This window comes from Neobacillus niacini, from assembly GCF_023715415.1.
GTDB lineage: Bacteria > Bacillota > Bacilli > Bacillales > Cytobacillaceae > Neobacillus > Neobacillus niacini_C.
This window is the reverse complement of record NZ_JAMBOB010000012.1, coordinates 81,709-94,212: the sequence shown is the minus strand read 5'-3', so window position 1 is coordinate 94,212 and position 12,504 is coordinate 81,709. Positions and strand designations below refer to the sequence as shown.

11 protein-coding genes and 1 rRNA gene are annotated in these 12,504 nt (G+C 36.9%); 4 read left to right on the top strand and 8 right to left on the bottom strand.

The window, feature by feature from the left end; genetic code table 11:
* Positions 1–202 (bottom strand): 16S ribosomal RNA (locus M3189_RS23035); the annotation flags it as partial.
* Positions 203–955: 753 nt separating this feature from the next.
* Here M3189_RS23035 and M3189_RS23030 point away from each other — a divergent pair.
* On the top strand, positions 956–1,264 hold the full coding sequence (locus tag M3189_RS23030; protein ID WP_251638433.1) for a hypothetical protein: 309 nt from the start codon (positions 956–958) through the stop codon (positions 1,262–1,264).
* Between the two features lie 40 nt (positions 1,265–1,304).
* On the opposite strand, the gene M3189_RS23025 is transcribed toward M3189_RS23030, so the two are convergent.
* The 5 genes from M3189_RS23025 to M3189_RS23005 form a co-directional block, all read right to left on the bottom strand.
* Positions 1,305–3,455, bottom strand: coding sequence for a sensor domain-containing protein (locus tag M3189_RS23025; RefSeq protein WP_251638431.1), 2,151 nt, complete (start codon positions 3,453–3,455; stop codon positions 1,305–1,307).
* Positions 3,456–3,597: 142 nt separating this feature from the next.
* Positions 3,598–5,046, bottom strand: a complete 1,449-nt coding sequence (gene cls / locus M3189_RS23020; RefSeq protein WP_251638429.1) for a cardiolipin synthase — start codon at positions 5,044–5,046, stop codon at positions 3,598–3,600.
* Positions 5,047–5,084: 38 nt separating this feature from the next.
* Positions 5,085–5,690: a DedA family protein gene (locus M3189_RS23015; protein WP_251638427.1), complete on the bottom strand. Its 606-nt coding sequence runs from the start codon at positions 5,688–5,690 to the stop codon at positions 5,085–5,087.
* Between the two features lie 208 nt (positions 5,691–5,898).
* Positions 5,899–6,543, bottom strand: coding sequence for an SDR family oxidoreductase (locus M3189_RS23010; RefSeq protein ID WP_251638425.1), 645 nt, complete (start codon positions 6,541–6,543; stop codon positions 5,899–5,901).
* Between the two features lie 171 nt (positions 6,544–6,714).
* Positions 6,715–7,446 carry a DsbA family oxidoreductase gene (locus M3189_RS23005; RefSeq protein ID WP_251638423.1) on the bottom strand — a complete coding sequence of 244 codons (732 nt, stop codon included), beginning with the start codon at positions 7,444–7,446 and terminating at the stop codon, positions 6,715–6,717.
* A 100-nt stretch (positions 7,447–7,546) separates the two neighbouring features.
* Between M3189_RS23005 and M3189_RS23000 the strand changes: the two genes are divergently transcribed.
* Positions 7,547–8,386: a CPBP family intramembrane glutamic endopeptidase gene (locus M3189_RS23000; protein ID WP_251638421.1), complete on the top strand. Its 840-nt coding sequence runs from the start codon at positions 7,547–7,549 to the stop codon at positions 8,384–8,386.
* Positions 8,387–8,466: 80 nt separating this feature from the next.
* Here the strand turns inward: M3189_RS23000 and M3189_RS22995 are convergent, their stop codons facing one another.
* Together M3189_RS22995 and M3189_RS22990 are read right to left on the bottom strand one after the other, a co-directional pair.
* Positions 8,467–9,972: a M1 family metallopeptidase gene (locus M3189_RS22995; RefSeq protein WP_251638418.1), complete on the bottom strand. Its 1,506-nt coding sequence runs from the start codon at positions 9,970–9,972 to the stop codon at positions 8,467–8,469.
* A gap of 137 nt (positions 9,973–10,109) precedes the next feature.
* Complete coding sequence (locus tag M3189_RS22990) at positions 10,110–11,348, bottom strand: multidrug effflux MFS transporter (protein ID WP_251638416.1); 1,239 nt, start codon at positions 11,346–11,348, stop codon at positions 10,110–10,112.
* Between the two features lie 231 nt (positions 11,349–11,579).
* On the opposite strand from M3189_RS22990, the gene M3189_RS22985 reads away from it, so the two are divergent.
* Both M3189_RS22985 and M3189_RS22980 read left to right on the top strand, forming a co-directional pair.
* Positions 11,580–12,041, top strand: a complete 462-nt coding sequence (locus M3189_RS22985) for an SRPBCC family protein (RefSeq protein ID WP_251638414.1) — start codon at positions 11,580–11,582, stop codon at positions 12,039–12,041.
* 14 nt (positions 12,042–12,055) lie between these two features.
* Entirely contained in the window at positions 12,056–12,466 is a 411-nt protein-coding gene (locus M3189_RS22980; protein ID WP_251638412.1) for an acyl-CoA thioesterase, read from the top strand.
* The last annotated feature ends 38 nt before the right edge of the window (positions 12,467–12,504 follow it).

Here is a 12,504-nt window from a genome sequence, read left to right as displayed (position 1 = left end):
TTTTCCTCATGAGAGGAAAAGGATTATCCGGTATTAGCACCGGTTTCCCGGTGTTATCCCAGTCTTACAGGCAGGTTGCCCACGTGTTACTCACCCGTCCGCCGCTAACCAAGAGGTGCAAGCACCTTTTGATTCGCTCGACTTGCATGTATTAGGCACGCCGCCAGCGTTCGTCCTGAGCCAGGATCAAACTCTCCAAGAAAGTTGATATAGCTCAAAAAATGTTACGTTGGCTTAGCTTTTCTAAAAAACTAAAAAAATTGTTTGTTGACGTTCTTGTTTGTTTAGTTTTCAAAGAGCAATGTGTCACTCGTTTAAGCGACAAAGAATATATTACCACGTTCTCTTCAGCGTAGTCAACATTTATTTTTTAAATCATCATGTTGTTAATCTCTCCGCGAAGGAACTTTCTTATAATATCACCCTATAAGACACACTGCAATATGTAAAACCTTCCAATTACTTTTTGGAATTTCAGTCCTCTTATTTAGATGAGAGCTCGAAACCTTATATAAAGTGATGAAGCGGTCACAAAATATAACCAGGTAAATTGCAATTTAAACAGCTTTCATCTATATATATAATTTTCAATGATAATGATCCTTTTTTAATGAAAGAAGAGAGGATTCCCCATATATTCTGCGATAAATACAAAAATTGGATTAAAGCATGGATGTTGTTTCCCTAAATCATTCATTAGTCTAAATAAATTCACATTCATAAAAATCTCCTCCTCGAACCCCAACTAAGAAGGATTATATGACAATCTATTTGATTCCTAAATTTCTTTTTCTTACATTTACCTTACACTTTTGTAAGTGTTTATAGTAAAAACAAGAGAAAACTATTCTTTTTTTAGATTGTATACATAGACTAATATGTTACTTTTCTAATTATGCATATTTCCCTTACCGCTAGCATACTGTTGAAGGAATGGAAAGGAGAATCACACCCTATGTCGAACGAGGAAGTAATTAAAAAAGTTGAAAGCATTACTCATCCTAAAGTACGAAATATTGTGAGAGTTTGTGTGGAGCAGGGTTGTCGGTTTAAACCACATCCAAGCAATCCTAATTTAGTGAATTTGTTTGATCCTGCCAGAAGGAAAAATATTATTGGGGATATAAACCCCACCAGTTCTAGAGGATATTTCACGCTTGAGGTGGAAAATGGACGTTTTAAGTCCTTTAGAAATGAAGTTATTGGATTAGACATAGATCAAGCTGAGTTTGAAGATAGCGTGCTTAAGCGATTGAAGAGGTAAAACCTCACCTAATTTGTTTACTAGTTGGAAAACGCTCGGATTACAATTCCAAGCGTTTTTTCATATATTTAGTTTCAAATTCTGGGACAGGTAACGGTTTGCTGAAAAAATACCCTTGTGCCTCCTTACAGCCTTGTTCTAGCAGAAAGGTTATTTGGTCTTGGGTTTCGACTCCCTCCGCTTTAACTTGAAGTTTAAGGAGATGTGCCATTACAATTATCGTCCGGACGAGGGTATTACTGTTTACATCATTAGGACATTCTCGAATAAAAGATTGGTCAATTTTTAATTTATCGATTGGCAGCCTCTTCAGGTAATTCAGCGAACTATACCCCGTACCAAAATCATCAATACTAATCTTAACCCCAATTTTCTTTAATTCTAAAAGTGTTGAAATAGAGTGTTCTACATTCATTGTTATACTTTCAGTTATCTCTAGTTCTAAATATTTTGGTTCGAGTTCTGTCTCGAGTAAAGTTGACTGTACGATTTCAACCAAATTAGAATGAAAGAATTGTTTAGCTGAAATATTTACAGAAACCGTAATAGGTGGATAACCTGCCATTTGCCATCTTTTGTTTTCTTGGCAGGCTGTTCGTATTGCCCACTCTCCCATTGGAATAATCAGCCCAGTCTCTTCCGCTAATGGAATAAAAGCTGCAGGTGGAACGATACCTTTTTCAGGATGTATCCACCTCATAAGCGCTTCGGCTCCACAAAGCTGATTGGTTTTCATATTGAACTGTGGCTGGTAAAATAATTCAAACTGGAATTGTTCGAGTGCTTTTCGTAAGTCTACCTCCAAATCCAATTCATGCTGAGCTTTTTTATTTAACTCATCCGTAAAGAATTGAAAATTATTTTTTCCTAAGCTTTTTGCGTGATACATAGCCAAATCTGCATTTTTTATTAATGTCCCAAAGCTTTCACCGTGGGCAGGGAAAACCGTAATTCCTATACTTGGGGTAACAACAAATTCGTGATGATAGAGTAAAACAGGTTCTGACAAGCTGGTTATTACTTTTTGTGCTACTTCACCTGCTCTTTGTTCGTCTGTATTAGGAAGAAGAACCGAAAATTCGTCCCCTCCATACCTTGAAATAATATCATTTTGACCCACACAAGATTTTAGTCTTTCCGCAGTTTCAACTAAAACTTTATCCCCAATTTCATGACCCATCGTATCATTTATGGCCTTGAAACGATCCAAATCTAAAAACAGTAACGTAAATTTTTGATTATTATTTCTTGAATTTTTTATCGTTTCATTTAGTTTCTCACGCAACAAATATCTATTAGGCAAATCTGTTAATTGATCATGATAGGCCATGTGCTTAATCATTTTTTCATTATTTTTTCGTTCTGTAATATCGATTACGGTCCCAATGATAGCATCCCGGCCATTATAGTTGATTTTTGAACCAAACAATTCCACGGTTATAACACTTTTATCCTTACGAACTGCCCGATATTCGTATGTAACCGAGCCTAATTCATTATTAACACGTTTTTGGATATTTTCATTAACAAGCTGCAGATCTTCATGATATATAAATTCGTTAATCCCCATACCGTATAACTCATCAAAACGATAACCTGACATTTCACATAGCCTCGGATTAACATAAACAATTTTTCCATCTTGAAGAATATATACACCAACTAAAGAGTTTTCTATTAGGCTCCTATATTTGGCCTCAGCCTCAATAAGGTCGGTTTGTGCTTTTTTATGCTGTGTAATATCTTTAATGATTGTATATACACCGGTAATTTCGTCATTCACATAAATAGGTATATTTGTTACACTAATTTCTCTTTGTGACCCCTCTTTATCGAATATAGAACATTCATAGGCAGTTGCCTTTCCGTCTAAAGCTTGGTTAAAATGCCCCATTACTCTGCCTAAATCTTCAGGGAGAAGAAATTCGGAAAAGGGTTTATGGAGTAATTCATCCTCACTGAACCCATAAAGTGATACAGCTTTATTTGCACTGATAAACTTACCCTCTGTATCAAAAATAATCACAGCATCTGGATTTTGTTCATAGAGAGATTTATAATACTGCTCATTCAATTGATATTTATTATATTTTTTAGAAAATTTACGAATATAGGAAGAAATGATAACAATGGTACCAATGATCAATCCTATCTCAATTACTAGACCCACACCTAAGGTTACTTCCTCCATCTATCGCTTAGCCTCCAAGTTGTATTTAGTATTACTATTTCCAAAAACTCATCTTATAAAAGACAAGAGTTCAGGAATATAAAAATAGCCTACCCCCTATGGGATAGGCAACAATTATCCGAATCATCACACTGTTTTGTTTTTATAAAATAGGAGAAAGTAATCTAGATACAGATTCTTTAAGACGAACCTCTAAAGAACGTTTCTGATACCCTTCAAAGGTTAGTAACTTCGATACCTTTATATCCTCTTTGAAAATTTCTGTTAGTTTTCTAGAAACTCCTTCATCATATAAAAAGGCATTGACTTCAAAATTGAGTTTAAAGCTTCGATAATCAATATTCGCTGTCCCAACAGATGAGATTTCTTCATCAACAACCAGCATTTTTGCATGAATAAAACCATTTTTATAAATGTATACCTTTGCGCCAACTTTCAATAATTCACTTACATGAGAGAGAGTTGCCCAATACACAAATAAGTGATCAGGTTTATCAGGAATCATAATATTGACTTCTACTCCCGATAAGCAGGCAATACGAAGGGTATCTAACAAGCTTTCATCAGGTATAAAGTATGGAGTTTGGATATAAATTGATTTTTTTGCAGACATAATCATTTTAATATAGCCATTCTTAATTTGTTGAAACTCAGAATCAGGACCACTCGTTACAATTTGAATTCCGATTTTCCCATGAGAGACATCTTCTGGGTATAGATTGGGAACATAATCGACATCTTGGTCATCTGAGGCTTGATTCCAGTCCAGGATGAAACGAGTCTGTAGTGCATAAACGGCTGTCCCTTGAATCCGTAGATGGGTATCCCGCCAATAACCAAATTTTTTATTTAGTCCCAAATATTCATCACCAACATTGAATCCGCCAACATAACCAATTTTCCCATCAATAATAACTAGTTTTCGGTGGTTTCGATAGTTCATCCTTAGATTAATAAACCGAAATTTAGATGGGAAAAAGACCTCTACTTGACCTCCAGCTTTACGAAATTCTCTAAACGATCTTTTCGGCAAACTTCGGGAACCTAATTCATCATACAGGATTCTTACCTTTACTCCCTGCCTCGCTTTTGTAGTCAAAGCATCAATAAGTTTTTTTCCTAAATTATCATTTTTGATAATGTAATATTGGATATGAATATAATTCCTAGCAGCCTTAATATCTTTAAATAACTGTTCAAATTTTTCTTTACCATCTGTATAGATTTCAACACTATTATCCTCCGTTAAGATGGCTTGATTGTTAATCATATGCATATAAATTAGATCATGATTATTCTTTGTTACATCATTCCTGTAATAGAATTGATTCAAACGAAGTTTAGTCAATTGCGTATCTAAAGCTTTTTCAAAGCCTGTTTTTTTAAGATCGTCCCATTGGAAAAGCCGTTTCCGACTTAAATTTTGCCCTAATAAAAGATACATCACAAATCCCAAGATGGGAATAAAAAATAAAACTAATAGCCAGGCCCACGTGGACCCAACGTCCCTTCTTTCTTGAAAAATGACAACGAGGGCCAACATGATATTCAATACAAGGAGTAAGCCTAATAATATAGATGTAATATTCATGACAAAAACCCTCTCAACAATATTTATTAATCGTGTTACTAGTATCTTTTTCTTTTTCTTTGCCATCCAATAGCAGCGATAAGAAGTATAAATAATAGCAGATATAAATAATTTGAATAATGGTCCATTCTTTCTGCAATTACTTCCCAATTTTCCCCTACACTAGCTCCAAGATTGATTAGCATAGTATTCCAAATGATGGTACCCAAAGTTGTGAAACTAATGAATAACCAGAAATTCATTTTCGCCATACCTGCAGGGATTGAAATGAGACTGCGTATGAGCGGAATGAACCGGCAGAAAAAGACCGTCCAGTTTCCATATTTTTCAAACCAAGTATCTGCTCGATAGAGGTCCTCCTTTGTTAAACGGAGGAACTTTCCATACCGTTCAATCACTACTTCTAATTTGTTTACATTTACTATTGCGCCAAGTTGGTATAGGATGACCGCTCCAAAAACAGAACCTAATGTGGAAGCAGCAATAACACCTGCTACAGTTAGTTTGGTTTGAGCCGTCATATACCCGCCAAAAGTAAGAATGACTTCAGACGGAATGGGAGGGAATATATTTTCAAGGGCAATGAGGAGAAACACTCCCCAATACCCAAATTCTCCAATAATTTCTTTAATCCATAAATCCATAATACCCTCCAATGAATGATAATTAGTCTTTATTGGAATACGTTTAGTTGCCGGAAAAGTTTCAAGATAGGACATCTACTTCTATTTACTATATTTTTAGATAGATTAATTAAAACCATTTTCAATGAAAAAAAGCATTTGGGATTCAAATGCTTTTCTTCTCAGGTTTATTGTTCAGAACCGGGGATTCCATGTTTCATCCGGTCTTTTAGATAAGTTTTAATGCTTCACTAACGGGTACTCCACCAGATACAAGGTCAAAGGAATGATAATATGTATTTTCTTCTGTTAGGGATTGGATAATTGTTGTTGCCACATCTTCACGTGGTATTCTCCCGCTGCGAATGTCTTCTGCTACAGTAATCAGCCCAGTCCCAGGCTCGCTCAATAGTCCGCCTGGACGAATAATCGTATAGGTTAGTTCACTTTGTTGAAGCATTTTGTCAGCATAGTATTTTGCCGCATAATAAGGAAGCATCTTTTCATTCCAGTTTTCTCTTCTATGAGCCTGAATCGCACTGACCATGATGAATCGTTTAATCCCGACCTTTTCTGCCGCTTCAATCGTTTTCACCGCACCATCTAAGTCAATTAGGAGAGTTTTATCATATCCTGTATGCCGACCCGATCCTGCAGTGAACACAATCGCATTACAGCCTCTTGCTGCTTGGGCAATATCTTCGACACTTTGTTCTAAGCAGGCCACTGCGACTTCTAAATCCATTTTTTTAAATGCCTCAGCTTGTTCTTCTCTTCTTACCATTGCCTTGACAGTATGTTCCTTACTTTCCCTGAGTTGATTAACGAGAAGTTTACCAACCTGTCCATTCGCTCCAACCACCAATACGTTCATCGTCGTTAGCTCCTTACCTCGTTTACGACTATTATTTCATAGCGTGAACAACTTATTCAAAATAACCCTATCATGAGTGTCCAAATTGCCAATATTCTTCGAACGAATTTACCAATTCAGATTGCGAATTATAAAAACTGCACCTAATAGATGCAGTTTTTTTCCATAGAACTATTCTTTTCTTTCAGGAATTATACAGTTTCCATCCACACAGCTTGCATCTTCTGCGCTAACCGTTGAAAGGTCCTGTAATACCGGAGCAGGATATTCTTCTTCCCACACTTTTTGCAGTGCACCTGCAAAGGTTGAGGTTGGCTGAGCACCCGAGATGGCATATTTTTGATTAACGATAAAAAACGGTACCCCTGTAATTTGATACTGCGCTGCAATTGATTGATCGATTCTAACATCATTTGCATACGCTTTTTCATCCTGGAGAACCTTTAATGACTCCTCGCGATTTAGTCCTGCCGCCACAGCAATCTCAGTTAATGTATCTAGGTCGCCTAAATTTTTAGATTCAGTAAAATAAGCATACAGTAGTTTTTCTGTTAACACCGCTTCTTTTCCTTGAGTCTTCGCAAACTTTGCCAAACGGTGAGCGTTAAATGTATTCGTTGGCTTCATGTTCTCAAAATTAAACGTCAGTCCAACGGTAGCCGCTTGCTGACCCACATTTTGATTCGCTTGCTGTGCTTGTTCTATACTCATCCCGTATTTAGTTGCTAATGCTTCATGAATTCTTTTGCCACTATACGGCGGAGAGTTAGGATCTAGCTCAAAGCTTTTGAATTCTACTTCAACACTGTCTCGATGTGAAAATTGAGCAAGTGCCTTTTCTAAACGACGCTTTCCTATATAACAAAATGGACAGACAAAATCAGACCATATTTCAATTTTCATGTAAAACACCTCATTCTCTACGGATAATTCTAATAGTATCATAGCCTCTTGAAAAACTTAAAAATCATGCTCACTTCCAAATTGGTTGAATTTACCTATTATGATAGAATTAATATACTATTCCTTATTGGGGGTTGTTATCATTAGTAAACTTATAAAAGCTGTAGTTGGTTTCCTTGCCCTTGATTTATATTTCGTCTTCGTCCCCTCACTCCTAGACGGACCCTTTTTACAATTTTCAGCATATCTCGTTTTTTTCCCGATTGCTTATTTCATCGCAAATTGGGTTGGGTTGAACGGGTTAAAAGGAATGGGATTACTATTCCACCAAGGCTGGTTAAAAAATTTCATTCTTAGTTTTGGGATTGGCTTTAGTTTTTGGATGGTGATGTTTGGAATTCAATTACTAAGTGGAGATCTTAAATGGAATAGCATACGTGAGCCCTCTGAACTACTAATGCCAGTTTTAATGATTGTGGTTGGATTTTTCATAGGTTCATTTATAAATGATTTGATTGTAAGAGGTTTTATCATTAATCTTTTAAAAGATAAACTGCACGTGGGCTGGGTTTTTACGATAAGTATTTTGATTTATGCTCTTGATGATTACTGGTATGCCGGCTTTAGTTTGAGTAATTTTATATTTTCTGTGATTTTAGGGCTTTCCCTTACTTATGCCTTTTATAAAACAGGCTCCATCTGGGCTAACACGGGTATACACTACGGTTTAAATGTTGCCTATGGCCTCTTCTTCGGAATGGTCGGCATTCCCGGTACCTCCATTTTTGTTGTGGAAGAAGCTGTGTATGAATCCTTGGTATCAGAGGTGCTTTATTACCTTATTCCAGCACTTATGTTTATTACAGTCTTGTTGGTCTTTCGATTCTATAGCCAAAATACGAATGATAAGAAGAATGCTCCTTTAAGTATTGATGTTTAAAGATATATGGTATTAAAATGTCATATGATATAAACAATAAAAGGAAAACGCCCCCTAACCTAGGAGGCGTTTCTCTTTACTTATTGCCTAAATTCAGGTTCTTTACCAGTTAGCCAAGCCTCAAAATATTCCTTAGCTCCCGGACCAAGTTCCTCTGTGAATACAGAGATAAAGTCACTGCTAGTCGCAACATCAAATTGATATTCTTTAAAATAAGTATGAAGCAATTGATCCATTTTCTCTTTTCCTATTTCTTTTTCAAGGTTTTCCAACATCAATGCACCCTTTTGGTAGACGAGTTGAGAATACGAACCGATGCTGGTAAATTTATCAACAGGACTTCCGATGAATATTCCCTTTTTTTCATCCCTTTCTGTTCCTTCTGTCATCTGTTTTCTCATCTCAAAAATAGCCGCACCATTCTCCGGAAATTCCTCTAACATAAATCTCGTTGACGCATAGGTCGCCAATGCCTCATCCAGCCAAGGCTCCTTTACTTCGTTATTCCCCACCATGCCATACCACCATTGATGTGCCGTTTCGTGGACGACTGAACCAATCTCTGTTTCATTACTTTCTAGAATGTTTTTGGGAAGATAAATTAAACCTGGAAATTCCATTGCTGTAAACATACCCGTCCAAACGATATCATATTCCGGATAAGGGTATCGCCCATAAACTTCACTGAAATAGGATAACGCTTTTATCCCTGCTTCATGGTTTTGCTTGGCTGCCTCCTGGCTGTCACTTGCTAGGTACCAAGTATTTACCGTCGTTTCCCCAATTTGGTCTGAGAATTTTTCGTAGTTTTGATCCATAATCACCATCGCAAAGTCCCGTACATTTTCAATTGTAGTTGTATAGCTCTTGGATCCATCCTGTTCCTTTATGGCTTCTCCCTCCTTACCGGTACTCGTAATTTGATATGTCCCTGGCACCGTTACTTTGACCGTATAATGACCAACTTGACTATAAAAAGGATCTCCCATTGAAAGGTATGGGTCTGTTACCCAGCCTGCTTCATCATAAACTGCTTGAATCGGAATCCAATTTCCCAGCCAAATCGCATTGTCATCATAAGCAAATCGACCATTATTCTTCGGAACCTTCATCGTAAACTTAAAATTTAGGTCAATCGTTTCACCCTTTTTCCATTTTTCCAATGGTATTTCAAGGACCGTCTCTTTTATTTCAAAATTTCCTCTATTTCCATTCACCTGAACCTCCGTCATTTCCATTGCTCCGGGTACAGAATTCTCGTCAATAATTTTACGCCAGAATCCACCTATTAAATCTACACCTTCTCTAAATTGGTTCGGGTATACATGAAAGTATATTTTGTCCTGATTTTTCCCAGTATTGTTTGTAGACTTCACTTTAAGTGTCCCTGTTAATGTTTTCTCCTCAACATTAACTGTTATGGTAGAATCGTATACTGTTGGAACAAATTTCTCCGCCTCAACAATAGGAGCCTTATTTTCACTTTTATTACTTCCAGCAGTCTCCTTTGAGTTGTTTTCTTTACACCCTGACAGTAATACTGCAAGTGCTATCAAAATAGCAGTTAGCCAAATTCCTTTTTTCATTAGAAACCTCCTAATTCAGTAATTTTCTCTTACATCTTTGACGGAATTTTTCAGAAAGGGTTTCAATTATTTGGAATTATTACATTGCTCCTATCGATTATAAAAATCCCCTGCCAGCGCTGGCAAGGGGACCTTCATTAAGCAGCTTTTTGTCTAGTCATTCTATGGACAAGAGTAACATACGAAAGAACTGCACCACATGAGGCGAATACGATGACAAGTCCCATAGGGATTGCGGATTCTCGTCCTCCTATTCCCACTAAGGGGGAAGTTACACCACCAAATACAAAGGAAAGAACACCTAGGAGTGCAGAGGCACTGCCTGCATTTTTACCTTGTTTTTGCATGGCAAGCGAGAATCCTGCTGTATTGACGACACCGACACTCGATACCACAAATAATAATGGAATTAATAGCATCCATAATGTTGCTTGGAGCAGTATTAGAATAAATAGGGCAATACTGCCGAAAAAGGACATACCTAATCCGAAGATTAATAGCTTTGACTCTTTTACTCTTCCTGCTAATCTACCAGTTGTTTGGCTGGCAATCATAATTCCCATCCCATTGATGGCAAAAATAAGACTGAAAACTTGCGGTGAAGCACCGTAGATGTTTTGGACTACAAAGGGAGAACCCGATATGTAAGCAAACATAGTTCCGGAAATGAGTCCTTGGGAAATGGCATACCCCATAAAACTACGGTCTACGAAGAGATTACGAAAGGTCATAAAAGTGTTTTTGATTCCGCCACGTAACCGTCTTTCTTCTGGAAGTGTTTCCGATAAGCCGAAAAGGACGGCAATAAACATAATAAAACCGATTAACCCTAGGACAATAAATACTCCTTGCCATGGAACGAACCTAAGAAGTTGCGCACCAGCTATTGGGGCTAGAATTGGCGCCGTCCCATTTACTAACGAAAGGAGAGCAAAGAATTTGGTCAATTCCGTTCCAGAATATAAATCGCGGACAACTGCCCTTGAGATGACAATCCCTACTGCACCAGCGAGCCCTTGAATAAATCGCAATAGAACGAATGTCCATATAGAAGGACTAAAAACACATAATAACGAAACCACTGCATAGATAATCAACCCAATTAGAAGTGGATTGCGCCTCCCGCGGATATCACTAATCGGTCCTGCAAACAGCTGCCCCAAAGATAAACCTAATAGGAAAAAGGTTAAACTTAGCTGAATAAAAGAGGCACTGGTTTGAAAATAATCCGCTAATATAGGTAACGCAGGCAGATACATGTCAATGGACAATGGGGCAAATGCCGCTAAAGAACCTAATACAACAGCAATCCATAATCGTTTGGAACGAGAAATGGTCCCTGGGTTATCGATTGAACCTTCTAAAGAAGTACCCAATATTGATTCATTCCCTTCATACATTTTTTCAATTATTGTTACTATATATCAAATGGTAAAACATAGAAACTAATATTTTTATTTTTCTAACAACGTAGATTACAAGTTTCAGCAGGAGAAATATGAGTTTGGTACAATCGGAAGGTATTTCAACTTTAAAATAGAATATTAAATTCAATCTGTTATTTTTTCGAAAATTTAAAATAATTATATACTAAGAGGTGTTCTCGGATGAAGGAATGGACAAAGGAAATAGAAATTGATGCTCCTATTGAAAAGATTTGGGCATTATTTGATGGGTCTTTAGAAAATATGCAAAAGATTATGCCACAGGTAATTAGTAATACACCCGTGAAAGTGACCGAAGAAGGGGTTGGCACTATCTATCGTCAGCAGTATAAAGAAGGGAAACGGGTTGAAGAGTATGATGTTGAAACCCTCGTTTACTTGGACACTCCTGACCATAAGAAAATGATGGTGGGATTTAACTTAGCGAACTACTTTGAAATTACCGCTGGTTATGAATTAACGAAAATAAATGAACACAAATCACATTTCAAATACACAACAACAAATAAACCATTAAAAGCGATTTTTAAATTATTCTTATGGTTCGCCAGCGATAAGACAGTGGTGAAATTTGTTGAAAAGGTTAAAGCAGCTGCCGAGGAAGAACACGCATTGGTGAAATAAGAAGGGAGCCTAGAATGGTAGATTATCGTTTCTCACATCGATTAAAGGTGCGTTATTCGGAAATTGATGGTCAAAAGATTGTTTTTAATTCTCATTATTTAACCTATATAGATGTTGCCGTCACAGAATATTTCCAGCAGCTTCTTCAACACGATGAAAAGTTTGATTTTGTTCTGGCAAAGTCGACAATCAATTATAAACGATCTGCATTTTTAAATGATTGGCTCACCATTTGGTGCAGGATGGAAAGAGTCGGCAACAAGAGCATGACGATGAACTTTTTGATTACGAGAGAAGATGAAATCGAACCCATTCTCCTTGCTGAGATTATTTACGTAAGTGTTGACCACCAAACCATGGAACCCTGCCCTGTACCTAATTTTGTCAGAGAACGAATCGAACAATTTGAACTTGAATATAAGTAACAACAAAAATTCCCCATTTATTTAAATGAGGAATTTTT